Origin of the sequence: Halomonas sp. BC2, from assembly GCF_002078115.1 — a bacterium.
Lineage (GTDB): Bacteria > Pseudomonadota > Gammaproteobacteria > Pseudomonadales > Halomonadaceae > Vreelandella > Vreelandella stevensii.
This window is the reverse complement of record NZ_LFGT01000012.1, coordinates 27,357-50,337: the sequence shown is the minus strand read 5'-3', so window position 1 is coordinate 50,337 and position 22,981 is coordinate 27,357. Positions and strand designations below refer to the sequence as shown.

Here is a 22,981-nt window from a genome sequence, read left to right as displayed (position 1 = left end):
ATGCAAAAGGGCACCCGAAGGTGCCCTTTTTTAGCGCTCTGAAAAAGTGCGCGGCTTACCAGCCGGTCACTTCTTTCAGTGCATCGCCAATTTGCGCCAAGGAGCGTACGGTTTTGACACCGGCGTCTTCCAGGGCAGCAAATTTCTCGTCGGCAGTACCTTTACCACCAGAGATGATGGCGCCAGCGTGGCCCATACGCTTGCCGGGAGGTGCTGTCACACCGGCAATGTAGGAAACCACCGGCTTGGAAACGTTGGCCTTGATGTAAGCCGCGGCTTCTTCTTCAGCGGTGCCGCCGATTTCACCGATCATCACGATCGCTTCGGTTTTCGGGTCCTTCTCGAACATCTCCAGGATGTCGATGAAGTTGGAGCCCGGAATCGGGTCACCACCGATGCCGACACAGGTAGACTGGCCGAAACCGTGGTCAGTGGTCTGCTTGACCGCTTCGTAGGTCAGGGTACCGGAACGCGATACGATACCCACTTTACCCGGCTGGTGAATGTGACCCGGCATGATGCCGATTTTACATTCGCCCGGGGTGATCACGCCGGGGCAGTTCGGGCCGATCAGACGTACGCCCAGCTCGTCGCATTTTACTTTCGCTTCGAGCATGTCGAGGGTCGCGATGCCTTCGGTGATGCACACGATCAGCTTGATGCCAGCGTTGGCCGCTTCAAGGATCGAGTCTTTGCAGAACGCTGCCGGTACGTAGATCACGCTGGCTTCTGCGCCGGTTTTCTCGACCGCTTCTTTCACGGTGTTGAACACGGGCAGGCCCAGGTGCGTCTGGCCACCTTTGCCCGGCGTAACACCGCCGACCATTTGCGTGCCATAGGCAATCGCCTGTTCGGAGTGGAACGTGCCCTGGCCACCGGTGAACCCTTGGCAGATGACCTTGGTGTTCTTATCGATCAGGATACTCATTACTTGCCCTCCGCTGCTTTGACAACCTGCTGAGCCGCGTCGGTCAGACTGGTAGCAGCGATGATGTTCAGACCGCTGGACGCCAGCTTCTCAGCGCCCAATTCAGCGTTGTTACCTTCCAGGCGAACGACGACCGGCACGTTGACGCCGACTTGCTCAACGGCACCGATGATGCCTTCGGCAATCATGTCGCAACGAACGATACCGCCGAAGATGTTCACCAGAACGGCTTTGACGTTGTCGTCAGACAGGATGATCTTGAACGCTTCGGCTACGCGCTCTTTGGTCGCGCCGCCGCCAACGTCCAGGAAGTTGGCCGGCTTGCCGCCGCTCAGGTTGACGATGTCCATGGTGCCCATGGCCAGGCCAGCGCCGTTGACCATGCAACCGATGTTACCGTCGAGGGCCACGTAGTTCAGTTCCCACTTCGCGGCGTCGGCTTCACGCTGATCTTCCTGGGAAGGATCGCGCATCGCCTGCAGGTCCGGGTGACGGTACAGGGCGTTGCTGTCGAGGCCCAGTTTGGCGTCCAGGCAGTGCAGGTTGCCTTCGTCGGTGATCACCAGCGGGTTGATCTCGAGCAGCGCCAGATCCTTGTCGTGGAACAGCTTGGAGAGACCCAAGAAGATCTTGGTGAACTGCTTCACCTGATCGCCTTCCAGACCCAGCGCGAATGCCAGCTCACGCGCCTGGTAGGGCTGTGCGCCGACCAGCGGATCGATTTCGGCCTTGAGGATCTTTTCCGGCGTCTCTTCGGCGACGGTTTCGATCTCGACACCGCCTTCGGTGGAGGCCATGAACACGACGCGACGAGTGGTACGGTCAACGACCGCGCCCAGGTACAGCTCGTCGGCGATGTTGGTGCAGGTCTCTACCAGAATCTTGGCAACCGGCTGACCTTTTTCGTCAGTCTGGTAAGTGACCAGGTTCTTGCCCAGCCACTGCTCGGCGAAGGTTTTGGCTTCTGCCGGGTCCTTGATCAGCTTGACGCCGCCCGCTTTACCGCGGCCGCCAGCGTGAACCTGGGCTTTGACGACCCACATGTCGCCGCCGATCTTTTTGCACGCTTCTACTGCTTCTTCGGGAGTGTCCACGGCAAAGCCTTTGGACACTGGCAGACCATAATCGGCAAACAGCTGTTTACCTTGATACTCGTGAAGGTTCATCGATTCATGCCATTGGTTGCATGTGACTCGAACGATGATCAGTCGCCCTGAAGAACATCTTGCAGGTGCTGGTCATCCCCGTGCTTTCATGACGGCGAGTTGCCACGCCGCCATGAAAGTGGTGCGCCACCTGACGGTGGCGCTTGGTTGTTGCTTAGCGAATTACTTGCGCTTCTTGCGGTTGGCCATGTGAATGGCATGACCTTCTACCGCCAGAGCAGCTTCGTGTACGGCTTCCGACATGGTCGGGTGCGCGTAGCAGGTCAATGCCAGGTCTTCGGCGCTGGAGCCGAATTCCATGGCGATCACGCCCTGGGCGATCATCTCACCGGCGTGCTGACCCACGATGTGCATACCGAGAATACGGTCGGTTTCCGCATCGGCAATGATCTTGGCGCTGCCTTCGGTGGCGTTGTTGGCCATGGCACGGCCGCTGGCTGCGAAGGGGAAGCTACCGGTCTTGACTTCGATACCCTTGGCCTTGGCGTCCTGCTCGGTCATGCCGACCCAGGCTACTTCCGGGAAGGTATAGATGACGCTGGGGATGGTGTTGTAGTTCATCTCGGCCTTGTGACCGGCGATGATGTCCGCCACCATGATGCCCTCTTCAGAGGCCTTGTGGGCCAGCATCGGGCCACGTACACAGTCGCCAATCGCGTAAACGCCCGGCACATTGGTACGGCACTGGTCGTCCACGAAGATGAAGCCACGCTCGTCCAGCTCGACGCCCATGCCATCGGCTACGACGCCTTTGGTGTAGGGACGACGGCCAACACATACGATCAGCTTGTCGAAGGTGATTTCCTGCTCGCCGTCAGCATCGGTGTACTTGACGATGACTTCTTCACCGTTGGTCTCGGAGCCGGTCACACGGGCGCCCAGTTTGATATCCAGGCCCTGCTTCTTGAGCAGTTTCTGAGTCTCTTTGGCAATCGTGGTGTCGACCATCGGCAGGAAGGAGTCCATCGCTTCCAGCACGGTGACTTCAGAACCCAGACGGTTCCAGACGCTGCCCAGCTCCAGGCCGATGACGCCAGCGCCGATCACGCCAAGGCGCTTGGGCGTTTCCTGGAATTCCAGTGCGCCGGTAGAGTCGACGATCAGGCCTTCGGTCAGCGGCGTGGGCGTAATTTCCACCGGCACGGAGCCTGCCGCGATGACGATGCTGTCGGCGTCGTAGGCGGTGGTGTTGCCGTCCAGATCGGTGACTTCGACCTGCTTGCCAGATACGACCTTGCCGGTACCTTCGATGGCGGTCACGCCGTTGGCCTTGAACAGGCCAGAGATGCCGCCGGTCAAGTTCTTAACAATCTTGTCCTTGCGGGCCATCATTTTCTTGACGTCCATGGTGACGTCACCGGCTTCGATACCCATGTCGTCGAAATCGTGCTTGGCTTCGACGAACTTGTGCGACGCTTCAAGCAACGCTTTGGACGGGATACAGCCTACGTTCAAACAGGTGCCGCCGTGGACGACCTTGCCTTCCTTGCCAATCCATTTTTCAACACAGGCGGTTTTCAGGCCCAGCTGCGCAGCGCGGATAGCCGCTACGTAGCCACCAGGGCCAGCACCGATAACGATCACATCAAACTTGTCAGCCATGTTGGCTCCTTTAGCTTGGCTGCCCCCTCCCGAGTTGATCTAAACCGGGCAGGAGGCAAAGTGCGATTGCAGAGAACGTTTCATCAACAGCGAAGGCGGATCAACGCGCTTCGTTATACGTCCAGCAGCAAGCGAGCCGGGTCTTCCAGCAGCTCTTTGATAGTCACCAGGAATCTTACCGCATCTTTACCGTCGATCATGCGGTGGTCGTAGGAGAGCGCCAGATACATCATCGGGCGAATCTCGACCTTGCCATTCACCGCCATGGGGCGATCCTGAATCTTGTGCATGCCCAGGATAGCGGTCTGCGGCGGGTTGATGATCGGCGTCGACATCAGTGAACCGAAGGTGCCACCGTTGGTGATGGTGAAGGTACCGCCGATCATGTCGTCCATGCCCAGCTTGCCGTCACGGCCACGCTTGCCGAAGTCGACGATGCTGCGCTCGACGTCTGCGATCTTCATGCTGTCGGTATCACGCAGTACCGGTACCACTAGGCCACGGTCGGTGGAGACGGCAACACCGATATCCTGATAACCGTGGTAGACGATGTCGGTGCCGTCGATGGAGGCATTGACGTCCGGGAAGCGCTTGAGCGCTTCGGAAGCGGCTTTTACAAAGAAGCCCATGAAGCCCAGCTTGACATCGTGGGTCTTCTGGAAAGTGTCCTTGTACTGGGCACGCAGGGCCATGATTTCCGTCATGTCCACTTCGTTGTACGTGGTCAGCATCGCCGCGGTCTGCTGTGCCTGAACCAGGCGCTTGGCGATGGTCTGGCGCAGACGGGTCATCGGTACGCGCTTCTCTTCGCGCTCACCCGCCACCGCCGGAGCCGCCGCAGCCTTGGCCGGCGCAGAGGACTTGGCAGCTTTCCTGGCCGAACCATCCTTGACGGCTTTCTGAACGTCTTCTTTCAGAATGCGACCGCCTTTGCCGGTACCTTCGATCCTGGAAACGTCCAGATCGTGCTCGGCAACCATCTTGCGAGCAGCCGGTGCCAGCACTTTGTCACCCACCTTCTCATCGGCGCCTTCATCGTCAGCGTCGTTGGAAGCGCTGCTGGAAGAAGAAGCGCTGGCCTGGTCACTGCCACCGCCTTCTACGAAGGTTGCCAGAATCGCTTCGGACTCAACCTGGCTGCCTTCTTCTGCCTTGATTTCCGCCAGGGCACCATCGGCAGGCGCCACGACTTCCAGCACGACCTTGTCGGTTTCGATGTCGGCCAGCACTTCGTCACGCTTGACCGCTTCGCCTACTTTCTTGTGCCAGGTCGCCACGGTGCCTTCCTGAATGGACTCAGGGAAGCTGGGCGCCTTCACGTCGTGCTGCTTGCCACCGGCGGCTGGCTTAGCGGCTTCCTTGGACTCGGCCTTCTCGGCGTTGTCAGAAGATTTTTCTTCTTTCTTACCGCTGTCGCCCGAGGCGCTGCCTTCACCAATCTTGCCCAATACTTGCTCGGACTCGACGGTATCGCCTTCTTCGGCCATCACGTCGGTCAGGATTCCCGCTTCCGGTGCGACGACTTCAAGCACCACTTTATCGGTCTCGATTTCAACGATCAGCTCGTCGCGTTCGACGCTGTCACCCGGCTTCTTGTGCCACGCGGCCACGGTGCCTTCGGCAACGGATTCCGGAAAGGTTGGCGCTTTGATATCAGTAGCCATGTCGTTTCCCTTATATGTTCTCTAAGCCTGGCGGACGCTTAAATATTAAAAGCGTCTTCCACCAGCTGGCGCTGCTGTTCAATGTGGACGGACATGTAGCCCGCTGCCGGAGCAGCCGAGGCAGGACGCCCTGCGAATTTCAACTCACGACCCAGGCCGTCTTTCAACAGGTCGGCCACGGCACGCATGTGGTGCTGACTGGAGTACCAGGCGCCCTGATTCAGCGGCTCTTCCTGACACCAGACGATATCTTCCACATTGGCATATGCCTGGAGCACTTCCAGAAGCTCTTCTTTCGGGAAGGGGTAGAGCTGCTCAAGACGAAGGATGACCGTATCGTCACGCTCGCTCTCAGCACGCCAGTTGGCCAGATCATAGTAGACCTTGCCAGCGCACATGATCACACGAGTGACCTTCTCGACATCCGGGTTGCCCTGGTCGGGCAGCACCATGTGGAACTTGCCATGGGCCAGATCTTCGAGACTGGACACGGCTTCCTTGTGGCGCAGCAGCGACTTGGGCGACATGACCACCAGCGGCTTGCGCAGCGGGCGAATCACCTGACGGCGCAGCAGATGGAAAATCTGGGCAGGCGTCGTCGGTACGCACACTTGCATGTTGTGCTCGGCGCACAGCTGCAAGAAGCGCTCAAGGCGTGCCGAAGAGTGTTCGGGGCCCTGGCCTTCGTAGCCATGGGGCAGCAGCATGGTCAAGCCACACAGGCGTCCCCACTTGGTCTCACCAGAGGAAATGAACTGGTCGACCACGACCTGGGCACCGTTGACGAAGTCACCGAACTGCGCTTCCCAGATCACCAGATCGTTGGGAGCCGTGGTGGAGTAGCCATACTCGAACGCCAGCACGGCTTCTTCCGACAGGAAGGAGTCGTGGATGGTGAAACGGGGCTGACCATCAGCCATGTTCTGCAGCGGCACGTAGGTCGTCGCGTCTTTCTGGTTGTGCACCACCGCATGACGATGCGAGAACGTGCCACGGCCAACGTCCTGACCGGTAATCCGGACCGGGTGGCCTTGATCCAGCAGCGTGGCATAGGCCAGCGTTTCGGCGAAGCCCCAGTTGAGCCCCATGCCGCCCGCCTGCATCTTGCGGCGGTCTTCATAGATCTTGGCCACCTGACGCTGTACTTCGATACCGTCAGGGATCTCACACATCTTCGCTGCCAGCTGTTGCAGGCGTTTCATGTCGAAGGTGGTGTCGGCATTGCCGGTCCACTCATGGCCCAGGTAGGGAGCCCAGTCGACGAACAGCGACTTGTTGGGTTCCTGAACCAGCGCGTTGGCCACGTGATTGCCTGCCACGAGATCATCGCGGTAGGCCTCCACCATGGCTTTGGCGTCGTCTTCGGACAGCACGCCCTGCTCGATCAGACGCTGTGCATACAGCGTGCGTGAGGAGGGGTGGTCCTTGATCTTGGCGTACATCAGCGGCTGGGTGCCTGATGGCTCGTCGGCTTCGTTATGGCCGCGACGGCGGTAGCACACCAGGTCAATGACGACGTCTTTCTTGAACTGCTGACGGTAATCCAGGGCCACTTGGGTGGCGTGAATGACCGCGTCCGGATCATCGCCGTTGACGTGGAAAATCGGCGCCTGAACCATCTTGGCAATGTCAGTACAGTATTCGGTGGAGCGTGCATCGGCCGGGTTGGAGGTCGTGAACCCCACCTGGTTGTTGATGACGATGTGTACCGTGCCACCGGTCTTGTAGGCGCGGGTCTGGGACATCTGGAATGTCTCCATGACCACACCCTGCCCCGCGAAGGCGGCATCGCCATGAACGTTGATCGGCAGCACTTTGCTTCCGTCAGCGTCATTGCGGCGATCCTGGCGGGCACGTACCGAGCCTTCCACCACCGGCGCGACGATTTCGAGATGCGACGGGTTGAACGACATGGCCAGGTGGACTTCGCCACCAGGCGACATGACGTTGGAGCTGAAGCCTTGGTGGTATTTCACGTCACCAGAACCACGCTCGATGACTTTCTTGCCATCGAACTCGTCTATCAGATCCGCAGGGTTCTTGCCCAGGATGTTGACCAGCAGATTCAAGCGGCCACGGTGGGCCATGCCGATCACGACCTCCTTGGTGCCATAGCCACCGGCACGCTGAATCAGTTCGTCCATCATCGGTACGAACGACTCGCCACCTTCCAGACCGAAGCGCTTGGTACCCGGGTACTTGGAGGCCAGGTAATTTTCCAGACCTTCCGCAGCCGTCAGGCGTTCCAGTACGTGCTTACGCACGTCATCGCTGAACTTGGGCGCGCTGCGTACCGATTCGAAACGACGCTGCAGCCAGCGCTTCTCTTCGGTATCCACGATGTGCATGATTTCGCAGCCGATGGAGCGGCAGTAGGTCTGCTCCAGCGCATCGACGATCTCGCGCAACGGTGCTTTATCAACACCCAGGAAGAAAGAACCTGTCTGGAACTCGGTATCAAGATCAGCCTTGGATAGCTGATGGAATGACAGGTCGAGGTCGGGGACGGGGGTGGGATTACGCAGACCAAGCGGGTCGATATTGGCCTTTTGATGGCCACGGAAGCGATACGCGTTAATCAGCTGCAGGACTTTAATCTGCTTTTTGTTTTCACCGCTGTCGGACGCGGCGACTACCCGGCCTGGGCGCCTTTCACGGCCAAGCTGGTAGAACTGATCACGAATGGGGCTTAGTGGAACATCGTGGGAGGCACTGCCTTCAGCACGCGGCAACTGATCGAAATAGCTGCGCCACTCGTCTGAGACAGAATCAGGATCGGCGAGGTACTGCTCGTAAAGCGCTTCCACGTAGTGGACATTGCCACCACTAACGTGAGAGGAACGCCACATCAACTCCATTATGCCTTGTTGCATCTCTCGGTCACCCTGCACTGATGGGGTGGTATCGGCATCGCTGCATGCGTGCAACGACATCGCTATTGCCCTGCCGGCGGGGCGGGACGTTTGCCGGCGGCGCCGACCTGAGGCCGGTAGCCCTTTTTCATACACGTATGATGACGCGTTTCATTACCAGTTCATGCTCAAAAGCCGGTACTCGTCGCACCGGCTTTTAAACTTGGCTGATCCATGGTGCGGCGCGTCGCCGCACCATGACAGCCCCTATGATAACAAGCGAAGCGCCACGATTTAAGTAGCTTTGTGATGCAACTTACGTGGTAGTCGCTTTTTTTCACAGGATGAATGAGTTACGTCGCATCTGCGAGCAACATTTCACGAATTTTACCAATTGCACGGGTCGGATTCAGACCTTTCGGGCATACCGCCACGCAGTTCATGATGCCGCGGCAACGGAACACCGAGAACGGGTCTTCCAGGCTGGTCAGACGCTCACGGGTGGCGGTGTCGCGACTATCGGCCAGGAAGCGGTATGACTGCAGCAGACCCGCCGGGCCCACGAACTTGTCCGGGTTCCACCAGAACGACGGGCAGGACGTGGAGCAGCAGGCGCACAGGATACACTCGTACAGGCCGTCCAGCTTGTCGCGCTCTTCTGGCGACTGCAGACGCTCGATGGCGGGCGCTGGCGTGTCGTTTTGCAGATACGGCTGGATGCGCTCGTACTGCTTGTAGAACAAGCCCATGTCCACGACCATGTCGCGGATGACCGGTAGGCCAGGCAACGGACGCAGAGTCAGCTTGTTGTTTTTCACGACGTCCGACAGCGGCGTGATGCACGCCAGGCCGTTCTTGCCGTTCATGTTCATGCCATCGGAGCCGCACACGCCTTCACGGCAGCTGCGGCGATAGGCCAGGCCACTGTCCTGCTCTTTCATCAGGTGCAGTACATCCAGCACCATCAGATCGCGACCTTTGGTATCGACCTGGAACTCCTGCATGTAGGGCGCGGAGTCGGTTTCCGGGTTGTAGCGATACACGGATACCTGAAGATTTGACATGGTGTCTCCCTCTCGTCGGTGCGGAGATTAGTAGGTGCGAACCTTCGGCTCGAACGTATCGACTGTTTTCGGCTTGAAGTTGACGTCGCGCTGCTTCAGCTCTTTGCTAGCCGGGAAGTAGAGCGAGTGTTTCAGCCAGTTGACATCATCACGGTCGGGGTAGTCGTAGCGCGAGTGGGCACCACGGCTCTCTTTACGCTCAAGGGCAGCAATCGCCGTTGCTTCTGCCACTTCCATCAGGTTGTCCAGCTCCAGCGCTTCGACACGGGCAGTGTTGAAGGCGTTGGATTTGTCCGGCAGGTGCGCATTGTCGATGCGGCCACGCAGTTCCGCCAGCTGTTTGACACCTTCCTGCATGTTTTTCTCTTCACGGAATACACCGAAAGAGTTCTGCATGATGCTTTGCAGTTCGGCCTTGAGCTCAGGAATGCTTTCACCGCCTTCAGATTCGTTCCAGCGAGTGATGCGCTTCATGGCGAATTCGATGTCTGACTCGGAAGCGTCCAGATACTCGATACCTTCGTTCAGCGCGCCTTCGATGAACATACCCGCAGCGCGACCGAAGACCACCAGATCCAGCAGCGAGTTACCGCCCAGACGGTTGGCACCGTGTACCGATACACAGGCAGCTTCGCCACACGCGAACAGACCGTTGACGATCTTGTCGTTACCGCTCTCGTCCTGGGTGATCGCCTGACCATGAATGTTGGTCGGGATACCGCCCATCATGTAGTGGCAGGTCGGGACGACCGGAATCGGGTCTTTCGCCGGATCAACGTGAGCGAAGGTTTTAGACAGCTCTACGATACCCGGCAGACGCTTGCCAAGCACTTCTTCGCCCAGGTGATCCAGCTTCAGGAACACGTGGTCGCCCTTCTCGCCACAGCCGCGGCCTTCGAGGATTTCCATGACCATGGAGCGCGCCACGACGTCACGGCCCGCCAGGTCTTTGGCGTTGGGCGCATAGCGCTCCATGAAACGCTCGCCATCCTTGTTGACCAGGTAGCCACCTTCACCACGGCAACCTTCGGTGACCAGCGTGCCCGCACCGTAGATACCGGTCGGGTGGAACTGCCACATTTCCATGTCCTGCATCGGGAAACCAGCGCGCAGCGCCATGCCGATGCCGTCACCCGTGTTGATCAGGGCGTTGGTGGTCGACGCGTAGATGCGTCCGGCACCGCCGGTCGCCAGCACGGTGGCTTTTGACTTGACGTGCACCACTTCGCCGGTTTCGATGCACATGGCGATACAGCCCACCACGTCACCGTTGGCGTTCTTGACCAGATCCACCGCGTACCACTCGTTCAGGAACGTGGTGTTGTTCTTCAGGTTGTTCTGGTACAGGGTGTGCAGCAGCGCGTGACCGGTACGGTCGGCGGCGGCGCAGGTACGTGCTGCCTGACCACCTTCACCAAAGTTCTTGGACTGACCACCGAACGGACGCTGATAGATGCGGCCATTGTCGAAACGCGAGAATGGCAGGCCCATGTGCTCGAGTTCGAAGACGGCCTTGGGGCCCTCCGAACACATGTACTCGGCAGCGTCCTGGTCAGCGATATAGTCGCCGCCCTTGACGGTGTCATACATGTGCCAGCGCCAGTCGTCGTTCGGGTCGGCGGAGGCAATCGCACAGGTGATACCGCCCTGAGCAGAAACCGTGTGGGAGCGTGTCGGGAACACTTTGGACAGTACCGCTGTCTTTTTACCGGACTTGGCCAGTTCAAGAGCGGCACGCAGGCCAGAGCCACCGCCACCCACGATGATGGCGTCAAACGTCAGGCTACGAAGGTTAGACATAAATCAAGCTCCCCACAAAATTTGGATGCCCCACACCAGGTATACGAAGATGGCCAGAATGATCAGCGTCTGGGCACCCACGCGCAGGCGAGTGGACTTGAGGTAATCGGTAGTGACTGTCCACAAACCGATCCAGGCGTGCGCTGCAATGGAAATGAAGGCCAGCAGCGAGAAGATACGCATCCAGGTTTGCTCGAACAGCCCACTCCAGGTGTAGTAATCCAGGTTCGGATTAAACAGCAGGTAAGCGACGATGAAGACCGTGTAAAGGGCCAGAATGACGGCGGATACCCGCTGCATCAGCCAATCGGACAGACCGCTACGGCCAAAACTCGTGATGTTGGTTACCATACCCAAACTCCTGCCAGAATAATCAGAACCGCACTGACTACGACCGTAGCCTGTGCTTTTTTCACACCACCCTCCAGGGTCACGCCAATGTTGGCATCCATGAGCAGGTGCTTGATGCCTGCCACAAAGTGGAATGCCAGGGCAGACAGCAGCCCCCAGGCCACAAACTTGGCGAGGACGTTATTCGCCAGGGCATTGCTGACAGCGTCAAAGCCAGCCGGAGATGACAGGGATTTACCCAGCGCCCAGAAAGCGAAGATCAGCCCAACGAACAGGATCACGCCGGTAATACGGTGCGTAATCGACGTCAGCGCTGGCAGTGGGAAATGTATCGTAGTCAGGTCTAGGTTTACGGGTCGTTTGCTATTCACGGCGTTATACACACTCTCTTGGCCCGCTCAGCGACGGTCGGGCATAACCCGAGCGGGCGGTGGTTGCTGGAAGGGGCTCGGCCGTTGCCAAGTCGGGCACGACCACCTACCTGCCGGTCGCGCGCCGTGGATTATAAGAACCTTAGCCCCTGCTGACAAACCGATCTCAGACTTAACTCGACCATGGTGCAAGAAAATAGCCAATGGTCTGAGTCGATTTTGCGATGCAGCATGGTTATAGTGACATTAGATGGACGGTTTGATAAGCCTGTTAACGTATCGTCAACCCTCTGTCACTTCGGTACTATAGATCCCAGTTAATCATATACAATTATTATCCAAAACAACACATCCTGTATAAGCATGTCTAGCATTACGGCTAATTGACAAAATGTCGCACACTTCTATAGTGGGCAAGCCTTTTCGCCGGCGCGGCATGCGAAACAACGACTTTACGTCCCAAACCGAACTCGAAAGGAGGCCATCATGGCTGACAGGAAAGCGACATTGACGGTAGACGGTCTCGATAAGACGATCGAACTACCCATGTATTCCGGCACACTTGGCCCCGACGTCATCGACGTACGCGGCCTGGGCGCCGAAGGCCTGTTTACCTACGACCCCGGCTTCATGGCCACCTCTTCCTGCCAGTCCGCAATCACCTACATCGATGGCGGCAAGGGCGTACTGCTGCACCGCGGCTACCCCATCGACCAACTGGCAAAAGAATCCAACTTCGTCGAAGTGTGCTACACCCTGCTGTTTGGTGAACTGCCCACAAAAGAGCAGTACACCGATTTCGAATCGCGCATTCGCAATCACACCATGGTGCACGATCAGATCAACAACTTCTTCAAGGGCTTCCGTCGCGACGCACACCCGATGTCGATCCTGTGTGGCGTGGTCGGTGGTCTGGCAGCGTTCTACCATGACCACATGGACATCACTCAGGAAGAAGACCGCGTCATCAGCGCGATTCGCCTGATTGCCAAAATGCCTACCCTGGCCGCCATGTCGCACAAGTACAACGTTGGCCAACCCTTCAACTACCCGCGCAACGACCTGAGCTATGCAGAGAACTTCCTCTACATGATGTTCAGCAACCCTTGCGAGGAGTACAAGATCAACCCGGTGTACGCCAAAGCCATGGACCGCATCTTCATGCTGCATGCGGACCACGAGCAGAACGCCTCCACCTCCACCGTACGCCTGGCAGGCTCTACCGGCGCCAACCCGTTTGCCTGTATCAGTGCGGGCATCGCGGCACTCTGGGGCCCGGCACACGGCGGCGCCAACGAAGCCGTGCTGAACATGCTCGACGAAATCGGCGACGATTCCGAAGAGAACATTCAGCGCTTCGTGGACAAGGCAAAAGACAAGAACGACCCGTTCAAGCTGATGGGCTTCGGTCACCGCGTTTACCGCAACTTCGACCCACGCGCCAAGGTCATGAAAGAGACTTGCGACGAAGTACTGGCCGAGCTGGGCCTGGCCGATGACCCGCAGCTGAAGATCGCCAAGCGCCTGGAGCAGATCGCTCTAGAAGACGAATACTTCATCGAGCGCAAGCTGTACCCGAACGTCGACTTCTACTCTGGCATCATCCTCAAGGCCATGGGCATTCCGACCAACATGTTTACCGTGATTTTCGCGGTATCCCGTACCATTGGCTGGATCTCACATTGGCACGAAATGCTCAGCGAAAGCTACAAGATCGGTCGTCCGCGCCAGCTTTACATTGGTCATGACCAGCGTGACTACCCCAAGAAGTAATCGGCGGCTTGTACGGCGATAACTGAGCGACACAAAGGCCACCCACGGGTGGCCTTTTGCGTGCAGCCTACCCCTTCATGACACCACTCCCCCATCAACAACAAAGGTGCTTTATGTCTTCTATCACTACCGTTGCCTTTATCGGCCTGGGCGTCATGGGTTACCCCATGGCAGGACACCTGGCCAGGCAGGGCCTGACCACCCGCGTTTATAACCGCACGGCCGCCAAAGCCCAGGCATGGGCCGATCAGTTCGGCGGCACGGCCCACGCCACGCCCGCCGAAGCGGCCCAGGGCGCCGACCTGGTGCTGGTGTGCGTAGGCAATGACGACGACGTGCGTCAGGTCACCACCGGCGAACACGGCGTGCTGCAGGCCATGGCCCCCGGCAGCTATCTGGTGGACCACACCACGGCCTCAGCCGACCTGGCACTGGAGCTGGATGCCGCCTGTCGCCAGCAGAGCCTTCACTTTATCGATGCCCCGGTATCCGGCGGCCAGCAGGGCGCAGAAAACGGCGCGCTGACCATCATGTGCGGCGGTGAACAGGCCCCTTTCGATGCCGTCGCCCCCGTGCTTGACCACTATGCTCGCGCTGTCACGCTCATGGGCCCCGCCAGCAGCGGCCAGCTCACCAAAATGGTCAACCAGATCTGCATCGCCGGCCTGGTACAAGGGTTGGCGGAGGGGCTGCACTTTGCCGAACAGGCAGGACTGGATCAGCATCAGGTGATCGAGGTGATTTCGAAAGGTGCCGCAGGATCCTGGCAGATGGAGAACCGCCACAAGACCATGATCGCCGATGAGTATCAGCACGGCTTTGCCGTCGACTGGATGCGCAAGGACCTGGGCATCTGCCTGGAACAAGCGCGCAGACTGGACGCCACGCTACCCGTTACCGCACTGGTGGATCAGTTCTATGCCGACGTGCAGCGCATGCAGGGTGGCCGGTGGGATACTTCTTCGCTATTGAAGCGTCTCCGCAAAGGCGAATAGCGCTTGACATTTTGGCGCTGACAGCCGGATCAGGGTTTTCCACACTATCTGTGGATAACCCTGTTCACAACCACTACAAAACGTCCCGTAATCGCCATGAACAGTGACCCAGCCTTAGATTGGTCATTTTTTGATCTAATATAAGGCATTGATTTTAAAGGAATTAAGCCAAGACACTGATTTTTTGGGACGTCTTCACAAGGCTGTGCACAACCCTCTGCCCAGACGAGCAAAAGTGGACAAGTCAAGCACAATATTGACAAAAAAAGCGATAAATTGGCTAAAACGCCAAACAGGAAGCAGCCGAAAAAGCAACGCGACATTGGGTTGCTATCGAGACTTTTTGAAGGGGGAAAATACAAAAAACCAGAAGAAGGTGGCGTCCCATAGGGGGTTCGAACCCCTGTTCCCGCCGTGAAAGGGCGGTGTCCTGGACCACTAGACGAATGGGACGTATCTACCTTTTTACATCATGGTACATCGTTAGCATGGGCTAATGATGGTGGAGCCTAGCGGGATCGAACCGCTGACCTCAACACTGCCAGTGTTGCGCTCTCCCAGCTGAGCTAAGGCCCCACATGTCGTGAAGACGGAGCGTATATTACTGATTACGCTCGCCTTCGTCAACCCTGTTTTCGCAAGAAGCGTCAAATATCTCGCTCACCGCTCATCTGACGCTCCCTGCCCCTCTGTACAGGTCGAGTGTTTACAGGTCGCGGAACTCTTTTTCGAAGCGTTTCGCCTGCTTTTTCGATACGCCACCCAATACCTCGATAGCGTGGCGCAAGCGAGCCCGCGTCACGTCCGACCCGAGAATCGCCATGGCGTCCATGACGGACGTGCTGGAAGCACTGCCCGTAATGGCAATGAACACCGGCGCCAGAAACGCCTTCATCTTGAGTTCGAAGTGTTCTGCCAGGTGTTTGACTTCCGTCAGCAGCGCCTCCTTGTGCCAGGCATTGACGGCTTCGAAGCGCCATACCAGGAATTGCAGCAGCTTCACCAGCTCTTCGTCTTCCAGCTTGATAGCGTCGAAATCCTGCTTTTCCAACGGGGGCAGCCCAGAGAAGAAATGGCCCGCCAGCGGAATCACCTGCGAGAGCGTCTCGACCCGCGGGCGAACCTGGGGCAGGATCTGCTTGACATAGGCATCGTTGAACGCCCACTCGCGCAGCGCCAGCAGCAACGCATCGTCATCCAGGTCTTCACGAATATAAACGCCGTTGAGCCAGGTCAGCTTCTCCAGATCGAATACCGGCCCACCCAGCGATACCCGCTGAATGTCGAACTCAGCCATCATTTCGCTCAGGCTGAACTTTTCGCGTTCGTCCGGCATCGACCACCCCATCCGCCCCAGATAGTTGGTGACGGCCTGAGGCAGAAAGCCCATGCGACGATAATAGTTGATCGAGGTCGGGTTCTTGCGCTTGGAGAGCTTCGACTTGTCCGGGTTGCGCAGCAGCGGCATGTGGCAGAGCTGGGGCATTTCCCAACCGAAGTAGTCGTAGAGCAGCTGGTGCTTGGGTGTCGAGTTGATCCACTCTTCGCCACGCAGCACATGGGTGATGCCCATCAAATGGTCATCGACCACGTTGGCCAGGTGATAGGTGGGCATACCATCGGACTTCATCAGGATTTGCGCGTCCACCTGCGCCCACTCCACCTCGATTCTGCCGCGCAGCATGTCGCTGACCACGCAGACGCCTTCACTGGGCACGTTCATGCGGATGACATACGGCCAGCCTTCCTGCTCACGACGCGCCTGCTCGGCGGCATCCAGCGCCAGGTCTGCAGGTTTCAGGGCCAGGTGCAGGCCTGCTTCCTTGCGGGATTCACGCAGCTCGTCCAGCTCTTCACTGGTGCGATAGCACTTGAAAGCATGCCCGGCGTCCAGCAACTGCTGTGCATACTGTGCATAGATATCGCCGCGCTCGCTTTGACGGTAAGGGCCATGCGGGCCGCCTACATCAGGGCCTTCGTCCCACTCGAGCCCCAGCCAACGTAACGAGTCGAGAATCATCTGTTCTGATTCAGGGGTAGAACGCACCCGATCGGTATCTTCAATGCGCAAGATGAACTGACCACCGTGCTGACGGGCAAAGCAGAGGTTGAACAGCGCAATATAGGCCGTGCCTACGTGCGGGTCCCCAGTCGGGGAAGGCGCAATACGAGTACGTACGGTCATCAATCTATCCTTGTGGCGGTAAATGCATCGCCACATTATACGCGCCCCAGCTATATCCAACAGCACCCTCAGGGGAACGAGTTTCCTTTAAAAACGTCATAAGCAAAGCTCAATGTCCACGGTGTGGAAGATGCGCGTTAAAGCACAATCGCTTAGTATGGTGTAGTACCCATGATTCGTGTTCATGCATGCGAACGATTCTCATCGTTTACAGCGTGTTCTGAGCGCCACCTAATAGGTGGAAGTACACTTAACGAGCTGATTTAGCTCATCGATAGGAAGATGAAATGGAATCGCTAGGCTCACGTATCAAGCAACTGAGGCTTAGGGCCAAGCTCAACAAAGCTGCCCTAGCACGTAAAGTTGGCGTGTCGGATGTCACCATTTCTTATTGGGAATCTGGGGCAATCAAACAGATCGGCCATGAACGCCTGGTGGCGCTCGCGGACGCACTGGATTGCTCGCTAGCTACCCTATTGGAAGGAGACAGCGCGCCACAACTGCTCACCCTGAACCATACTGGTCCCCTCCCCTGGGAACAGGTTCAGGCCACTGCTATCACCGTGCCGCATCACCTGCCGTTGAAGATCGACTGGAAAGCACCTTGCGTGATGGTGACACCTGCCAAGGAAGCAGATTTTTCACCAGCGTCGGCGGGAGACCTGCTGCTCCTCGGCCCGACACACGTGTTCCACAAGGCCGGGCACTACCTGGTACAACGGGATGATCAATACGTCATTGAGCACTACACAAAAGCGCCCAATAGCACCTCGATCCATGCCGTTCTGCTTGCCCACTGGTGTGCTGCCTAAAGCATCTTTACCTCCCCGTCCCTAATTGTCCTCAAACACGTCCACCTGGTCGCGCGTTCGTCTTGGTTCACTGCCTATCAAGAGACGCCGCGAGTAGGTGGCCACCTGACCCAACCCATGGCGGGACTGGCTGACCAGCTCTCCCGCCAAATGCTCACCCAGATCACCAATCCGTGCCCGCACGCTGGCTGGCTGAACAGCGGCTTCGGAAAGCTGTACTCGCACCACGTAACCGCCATCCGGCAACCCACTCCCCGTACCCAGCGGCCCGACTTCGAACTGCCCTTCCCTGACTTGAGTACGTGCCTGCCAGCGCACTCGGCTCAGCTCACGCTCGACCACGACCTGTACCTGGGCTCCATCCGGCAAGTTGGTCTGGCCCGCAATCATCAATCGGCGGTCAGAGAGTAGTTGAGCAGAGGTCGACACCTCCACCTCCAGCGGCTCGATGGGCTCGGCTTCCGCCACTGGCTCGGCCGCGGAGGTCTCTTCCACCTGCACCGCCTCTGCCGGCGCCTCCTCTTCGGGACCACTGCAACCCTGCAACATCAACGCACCCAGCAGAGCGGCTCCTGCGTAACCTAGCGCTTTCCCCATCACCACGTCTTCCCCTTGTTATTGGCGGATACCTACCATACCGCCTTTGACCACAAAAAACGCAAAGTGATGCAAGCATTTACCCAATATCAGACCAGGCTTGAGAAACGCTTTGAAGGACACGCGGAATTGCTGGGGTTATGGATATCGACATCGCTTCATCCCTTGGCAAAAGCCACCCCATCGAACGCCTTCGCGCGCGTCGCCGCCAGAAGCCACCACCCACCAGCGCGGCCTGAAAGATCGCGTCACCCGCGACCGCCCCCGCGTCGAGTACGCCCAGCGGGTGCGGCTCATCTATCGTAGGGAAAGAGGGATGGCTAGGTAAGGTCGCTCAGTTCAACCTCTAAAGCAGTCGCAATACGGGTCAGCACACTCAACGAGCCGCTTTTTTTCCCTGACTCTATTTCGGAAAGGTACCCTTGGCTGATCCCTGCTTTTTCCGCCAGCTCACCTGCACGTAGTCCACGGTATTCGCGGTACACCTTCACGGGTGCCACGCCATCCAGCAGCGCATCCACAACCGCCACAGGAAATGACTCTTCACCACGCGCCACCACCGCGTTGGCAGCGTCAATATCGTCCTGGTCTTCCAGCCGCGCAAGCAACGCCTGGTACTCCTGCTCAGGCAGAACCACTAACCGCTCGCCCGTGGGCGTTTGAATAATTTGAGGTATGCTCATGCAGCCTCCTGTAAATTGTCTAGTGCTATGGGCACTTTATTGATAAACGCCGCCACGGGCACCGATGTTAATGATGTCGAGTACATCGCCATGCTCGTCGATGATCACCCGCCAGTCGCCTACCCGCAACCGAATATAATCGCTCCCCTTCAAGGCCTTCACATTGTTGCGCTGGCTTTCCGGGTCTTCCGCATAGGCCTTGATTTTGCCTTGTATGCGCTTCGACTCAGGTCGCGGCATTCGCTGCAACACCTTCAACGCGCTTTTACGGTAAGTGATCGTTTTCATTGCCACCATTATAGCTAACAGCGAATTAGCAGCAAAAAATTTTAGCTTTTAGCTAAAAAACATCCATCATTCCCGCCAGCCTATTCGGTGTCACTAACCCCACGCTCGGTGGCCAGCCCGGAATCCGTGGAGGTCGTGCTTACCATTCTCTTCCGCGAAGCCGATGGCCAACCCAGCAAAGCGTTGCTGGACGCCGTTCGCAAGCGCGTCGATGAACGCCGCCCGCTGACGGATCGCCTCACCGTGCAAGCCGCCACCCTGCTGCCGTTCAGCATCACGACGATGCTGGCCCTGCGCATCGGCCCCGACCTACTGCCCGAAACACCGCTCACGCTCGCAGGCTTCAAGCCCCAGATCGACGCCACGGCCTGGCTGGTGAGCGAGGTCGCGCACAATTTCACGGAGCAGGGGTATACCTGCAGCATTCGTATGGAGAGGCGGTAGCGGTACACAAACCATTGGCTCTCTGAACAGCAAACAGGGTTGTTGGGGTTATAAATTTTGACAGGCTCACATTGCAGGGTTATAGTAACCCCATGTTCAACGACAAAGGGGCAGGAGGTGAACAGCAGAGTACTGATCAAGGAACTGGAAGCGGATGGATGGACATTACTCAGAGTCAAAGGCAGCCACCACCACTTCAGGCACCCGACCAAACCCGGCACCATCACCGTGCCACATCCGAAAAAGGATCTGAAAACGGGATTGGTCAAAGGAATCAGGAAAAGCGCTGGCCTCGAATGAGGCTGGCCACTGCTGCCCCCACTGATAGAGGTGAGCCATGTTATTTCCCATTGCCATTGAACGCGGCGACGAACAACACGCCTATGGCGTCATCGTGCCCGACCTGCCCGGCTGCCACTCCGCAGGCGACACCTTCGAAGAGGCCCTGGCCAACGCCAAAGAAGCCATCGATGGCTGGCTGGAAGTGGCCGTTGAATACGGCGATCCCATCCCCGAAGCCACGTCCATCGAACACCACATGGACAATCCCGACTTCACTGGCTGGATCTGGGCCGTCGTCGATATAGACGTCACCCCGTACCTGGGCAAAAGCCACAAGATCAACGTCACCCTGCCCGACCTCCTGGTCAAACAGATCGACGACTTCGTCGCCCGCCACCCCGGCGACAAAACCCGCTCTGGCTTTCTCTCCCGCGTCGCCATGGCCGAACTGGCCAGGAACAAACAAGCCAGCTAAGCCCCAAACAAAAACCCCCAGCCATTCCATGGCTGGGGATATCGGTGCCGCATCCTTCTGACGAGGCGGAGTCCGTCCCGCGTGCTTCCAAGCGACTGATTTATCATCTCAAAAAATCATCCAGGCAGCTGTAAGCCATCGCTGATTCTTGTGTAAGAAATTGTCTACACCGCCCAACACCGCGCCTGCCTCACCACCACCCCACGAAACTGCGTCGCCGTGATAAAGCACCCTTCCCCACCCAAAGGCGGCAACAAGCGGCAGCGGCTGCCCACGTGGTGGGTTTTGAAGAGCCAATACTCGCCCTCTACCTCCGCCACCACCAAATCGGCGTGGCCATAAGAGCGCGCTTCGTCCACCACCAGCACGTCGCCCTCCATCCATGGCCCACCTGGGGCACGTCGTCGTTGATCTCCACCAGAAAGCAGGCCGGCGGAATTTTTCGCCGATCTATCTCTGCTACCTCCGGGTGCTCCACACCCACCACGGCAGTCCCTAGGTAGGTCACTCGCATGCTGTTGCCCTGTGCTAGCTCCACATTTGGCGACGTGCCATGGCATTGGCACGTCACGCCCCTAACGCCTTATACTGTATAAGAAACCAGCCATTGACAAGGGTTATGGAAAGGCACTTTCAGCCAATAAGATGTGGGCACCATGGATGTACTGCTCGGGCAGATAGTAAAAGGCAAGGCACGGCACACTTGGGCCTACCGGAAAAAAGACTCCTGGAGCCTACGCTGTGCGAACCGTAGCCACGACGCACTGGGATCTCATGAAGGCGTATACGGATGAGAAGGCAGCAAAATGAGCGCTGACCACATCATTGGTGAGGCACTCAAATGGCGTGAAATAACGCTACGACGCAAGAACGCAATGAAGAAATAACGCACAGGGGGTGTGCCAACGCCATCAGGGAGCGTTAGAATCCCACCTTCTCGAATATCACCATCCCGTGAGGGAGCTAAGGTTTAGGACAACATCATGCCAACAGCAGTGTCACTTTTCTCAGGTTGCGGGGGCTCCGACGCTGGTATCATCAATGCTGGCTTTGATGTGCTGATGGCCAACGATGTGTTGGCCTATGCAAAGGCAGTTTATGAGCACAACCACCCAGAGACTGACTACCGCCTTGGAAGCATAAGTGGAATAGAACATTTCCCTGATGCTGAGTTACTGGTGGGCTGCTACCCATGCCAAGGGTTTAGCCAAGGCGGCGTGCGTGATGCTGGTCGCCAAATCAACACCCTTTATCTCGAATTTGCCCGTGCCCTGTACCAAATCAAGCCAAAAGCGTTCATCGTTGAAAATGTCTCTGGCATGGTGCGTAAGAATTACGCCCACCTGCTTCAGGATCAGCTTCGCGTGTTCACTGAGGCTGGCTATAACGTGTCATTCCAAGTGCTTAACTCAGCAGATTTTGGCGTTGCCCAGGAGCGAAAGAGAATTTTCATCGTCGGGCTTCGTGACGATTTTGGAATTGAGTACGAATTCCCCCAGCCGACCCACGGCGTTGTAGGCGGGCAAGCTAAAGCCACCATAGAAGACGCCATTGGCGGTATGCCTGAGTGGCCGGAAGGTGAGTTTTACGATCTCGATTTTCATTGGTACTACCTCTCCAGAAACCGCCGGAACGGCTGGAAAGAACAGTCAAAAACGATCGTTGCCAACCCGCGCCACATGCCACTGCACCCGATGAGCCCTCCATTGGAGAAGCTTGAGCATAACGTGTGGCGTTTCATACATGATGGACCCGCTCGCCGATTTAGTTATCGCGAAGCAGCCAAGTTACAGGGATTTGGAAATCTTGTTTTCCCGGAACATAAATCGGGCAGCATGAGCATGCGCTATAAAGTTGTAGGAAACGCTGTGCCACCGCCCCTTTTTGAGGCAGTAGCACGGGCTCTACCAAACATTTGGTATTAATAAAAAGAAGTTTCAAGGGCTTCTTGAATTGTTTCTGACTTCATAATTTCCCTAACATTAATTTCGTATTGCTTAGCAATTTTGATAATACGAAAGCGATCAACAACAATAGCTCTAGCAAAGTCTGAATATTTCAACCAGTCCTTCCCGTCATTTGTAAGCATAGATTGGGGCATAAAATAATAAGAAGCCCATTCATACCCTACTTTCAGGTGTAGCGCTAATTTACCAGGGGATGCTTCTAACATTTTCATGCCAAATTCTTCAGCCGTGCAACCACACTGAGCAAAGGCCATAGGGACTAAATTGCGGTCATCGGACATTGGGTGCCACGCCACTAAATCCAACCCACCATCACCTCGATCACGTTCATTAAAATGCGACCGTTTAGTATCTAACTTCCCCCAAACATCTTGTGCAAGAAGTGAAAGTTTATCGTACAAGTGGCCTTCATACCTACTTGACTTGTCTTTACCGAATTGATGTACCACCCAGCCATCTGGCATTAAGCATTTGAATATGGCATAACTAATTTCTTCAAATGGGCCCGTTAGCTCATGACGACGAGAGCGTGGGCAATAGCGTAGCGCAGAAGATATTAAAAGTTGCAAATAAAAATAATGCCAATCATTCAGCTCTTGCCTTAGGTGAATTGACTGGAGTTCTTCATCGAAATAAAAGGGGTAAAGCTCATCGCCATAATGCCTCAGCCTACTCTGTAAAT

At 57.1% G+C, this 22,981-nt stretch carries 22 protein-coding genes and 2 tRNA genes; 7 read left to right on the top strand and 17 right to left on the bottom strand.

What is annotated here, in order from left to right:
* Window positions 1-55: 55 nt before the first annotated feature.
* The 9 genes from sucD to sdhC all read right to left on the bottom strand — a co-directional run bounded on the left by sucD (window position 56) and on the right by sdhC (window position 11,798).
* Window positions 56-928, bottom strand: coding sequence for a succinate--CoA ligase subunit alpha (gene sucD, locus B7L71_RS09100; protein ID WP_016914525.1), 873 nt, complete (start codon window positions 926-928; stop codon window positions 56-58).
* On the bottom strand, window positions 928-2,094 hold the full coding sequence (sucC, locus tag B7L71_RS09095; protein ID WP_016914526.1) for an ADP-forming succinate--CoA ligase subunit beta: 1,167 nt from the start codon (window positions 2,092-2,094) through the stop codon (window positions 928-930). The genes sucD and sucC overlap by 1 nt, the downstream gene beginning before the upstream one ends.
* Window positions 2,095-2,256: 162 nt before the next feature.
* Entirely contained in the window at window positions 2,257-3,696 is a 1,440-nt protein-coding gene (lpdA, locus tag B7L71_RS09090) for a dihydrolipoyl dehydrogenase (RefSeq protein ID WP_081137467.1), read from the bottom strand.
* A gap of 113 nt (window positions 3,697-3,809) precedes the next feature.
* Complete coding sequence (odhB, locus tag B7L71_RS09085; RefSeq protein WP_081137465.1) at window positions 3,810-5,360, bottom strand: 2-oxoglutarate dehydrogenase complex dihydrolipoyllysine-residue succinyltransferase; 1,551 nt, start codon at window positions 5,358-5,360, stop codon at window positions 3,810-3,812.
* 38 nt (window positions 5,361-5,398) lie between these two features.
* Entirely contained in the window at window positions 5,399-8,233 is a 2,835-nt protein-coding gene (locus tag B7L71_RS09080) for a 2-oxoglutarate dehydrogenase E1 component (protein ID WP_081137631.1), read from the bottom strand.
* A 332-nt stretch (window positions 8,234-8,565) separates the two neighbouring features.
* Window positions 8,566-9,276, bottom strand: coding sequence for a succinate dehydrogenase iron-sulfur subunit (locus B7L71_RS09075; protein WP_016914530.1), 711 nt, complete (start codon window positions 9,274-9,276; stop codon window positions 8,566-8,568).
* 27 nt (window positions 9,277-9,303) lie between these two features.
* On the bottom strand, window positions 9,304-11,076 hold the full coding sequence (sdhA, locus tag B7L71_RS09070) for a succinate dehydrogenase flavoprotein subunit (protein ID WP_081137463.1): 1,773 nt from the start codon (window positions 11,074-11,076) through the stop codon (window positions 9,304-9,306).
* Window positions 11,077-11,079: 3 nt separating this feature from the next.
* On the bottom strand, window positions 11,080-11,427 hold the full coding sequence (gene sdhD, locus B7L71_RS09065) for a succinate dehydrogenase, hydrophobic membrane anchor protein (protein ID WP_016914532.1): 348 nt from the start codon (window positions 11,425-11,427) through the stop codon (window positions 11,080-11,082).
* Window positions 11,421-11,798: a succinate dehydrogenase, cytochrome b556 subunit gene (gene sdhC / locus B7L71_RS09060; RefSeq protein WP_170919473.1), complete on the bottom strand. Its 378-nt coding sequence runs from the start codon at window positions 11,796-11,798 to the stop codon at window positions 11,421-11,423. Before sdhC ends, sdhD begins: the two co-directional genes overlap by 7 nt.
* Before the next feature lie 486 nt (window positions 11,799-12,284).
* Here sdhC and gltA point away from each other — a divergent pair, with 486 nt between their 5' ends.
* Together gltA and B7L71_RS09050 are read left to right on the top strand one after the other, a co-directional pair.
* Window positions 12,285-13,571 carry a citrate synthase gene (gltA, locus tag B7L71_RS09055; RefSeq protein ID WP_039176356.1) on the top strand — a complete coding sequence of 429 codons (1,287 nt, stop codon included), beginning with the start codon at window positions 12,285-12,287 and terminating at the stop codon, window positions 13,569-13,571.
* 113 nt (window positions 13,572-13,684) lie between these two features.
* Window positions 13,685-14,566, top strand: coding sequence for an NAD(P)-dependent oxidoreductase (locus tag B7L71_RS09050; RefSeq protein ID WP_062373579.1), 882 nt, complete (start codon window positions 13,685-13,687; stop codon window positions 14,564-14,566).
* A 377-nt stretch (window positions 14,567-14,943) separates the two neighbouring features.
* On the opposite strand, the gene B7L71_RS09045 is transcribed toward B7L71_RS09050, so the two are convergent.
* From B7L71_RS09045 to gltX, 3 genes are all read right to left on the bottom strand, one after another.
* A tRNA-Glu gene (locus B7L71_RS09045) sits at window positions 14,944-15,019 on the bottom strand.
* 47 nt (window positions 15,020-15,066) lie between these two features.
* Window positions 15,067-15,142: transfer RNA gene (locus tag B7L71_RS09040), tRNA-Ala, on the bottom strand.
* A gap of 130 nt (window positions 15,143-15,272) precedes the next feature.
* Window positions 15,273-16,751: a glutamate--tRNA ligase gene (gene gltX, locus B7L71_RS09035; protein WP_081137462.1), complete on the bottom strand. Its 1,479-nt coding sequence runs from the start codon at window positions 16,749-16,751 to the stop codon at window positions 15,273-15,275.
* Between the two features lie 287 nt (window positions 16,752-17,038).
* Here gltX and B7L71_RS09030 point away from each other — a divergent pair, with 287 nt between their 5' ends.
* Window positions 17,039-17,563 (top strand): helix-turn-helix domain-containing protein, encoded by a 525-nt coding sequence (locus B7L71_RS09030; RefSeq protein WP_016914537.1) that lies wholly within the window; start codon window positions 17,039-17,041, stop codon window positions 17,561-17,563.
* Between the two features lie 21 nt (window positions 17,564-17,584).
* Here B7L71_RS09030 and B7L71_RS09025 read toward each other — a convergent pair whose 3' ends face one another.
* The 3 genes from B7L71_RS09025 to B7L71_RS09015 all read right to left on the bottom strand — a co-directional run bounded on the left by B7L71_RS09025 (window position 17,585) and on the right by B7L71_RS09015 (window position 19,131).
* Window positions 17,585-18,160 (bottom strand): hypothetical protein, encoded by a 576-nt coding sequence (locus B7L71_RS09025; protein ID WP_170919472.1) that lies wholly within the window; start codon window positions 18,158-18,160, stop codon window positions 17,585-17,587.
* A 320-nt stretch (window positions 18,161-18,480) separates the two neighbouring features.
* Complete coding sequence (locus B7L71_RS09020) at window positions 18,481-18,843, bottom strand: helix-turn-helix domain-containing protein (protein ID WP_039176367.1); 363 nt, start codon at window positions 18,841-18,843, stop codon at window positions 18,481-18,483.
* A 36-nt stretch (window positions 18,844-18,879) separates the two neighbouring features.
* Window positions 18,880-19,131 carry a type II toxin-antitoxin system RelE family toxin gene (locus B7L71_RS09015; protein WP_039176369.1) on the bottom strand — a complete coding sequence of 84 codons (252 nt, stop codon included), beginning with the start codon at window positions 19,129-19,131 and terminating at the stop codon, window positions 18,880-18,882.
* An 87-nt stretch (window positions 19,132-19,218) separates the two neighbouring features.
* Here B7L71_RS09015 and B7L71_RS09010 point away from each other — a divergent pair, with 87 nt between their 5' ends.
* From B7L71_RS09010 to B7L71_RS09000, 3 genes are all read left to right on the top strand, one after another.
* Window positions 19,219-19,575, top strand: coding sequence for a baseplate J/gp47 family protein (locus tag B7L71_RS09010; protein WP_081137459.1), 357 nt, complete (start codon window positions 19,219-19,221; stop codon window positions 19,573-19,575).
* Window positions 19,576-19,692: 117 nt separating this feature from the next.
* Window positions 19,693-19,875, top strand: a complete 183-nt coding sequence (locus tag B7L71_RS09005) for a type II toxin-antitoxin system HicA family toxin (RefSeq protein WP_081137457.1) — start codon at window positions 19,693-19,695, stop codon at window positions 19,873-19,875.
* Between the two features lie 37 nt (window positions 19,876-19,912).
* A complete protein-coding gene (locus tag B7L71_RS09000) occupies window positions 19,913-20,332 on the top strand; it encodes a type II toxin-antitoxin system HicB family antitoxin (protein WP_081137456.1) in 420 nt (139 codons plus the stop codon).
* A gap of 164 nt (window positions 20,333-20,496) precedes the next feature.
* Here B7L71_RS09000 and B7L71_RS08995 read toward each other — a convergent pair whose 3' ends face one another.
* On the bottom strand, window positions 20,497-20,712 hold the full coding sequence (locus B7L71_RS08995) for a hypothetical protein (RefSeq protein ID WP_081137454.1): 216 nt from the start codon (window positions 20,710-20,712) through the stop codon (window positions 20,497-20,499).
* Window positions 20,713-21,315: 603 nt separating this feature from the next.
* On the opposite strand from B7L71_RS08995, the gene B7L71_RS08990 reads away from it, so the two are divergent.
* Window positions 21,316-22,257 carry a DNA cytosine methyltransferase gene (locus tag B7L71_RS08990; protein WP_081137453.1) on the top strand — a complete coding sequence of 314 codons (942 nt, stop codon included), beginning with the start codon at window positions 21,316-21,318 and terminating at the stop codon, window positions 22,255-22,257.
* Here B7L71_RS08990 and B7L71_RS17330 read toward each other — a convergent pair.
* Window positions 22,254-22,981: hypothetical protein (locus B7L71_RS17330; protein ID WP_170919471.1), on the bottom strand; the 728-nt coding region annotated here is incomplete at its 5' end. The genes B7L71_RS08990 and B7L71_RS17330 overlap by 4 nt on opposite strands.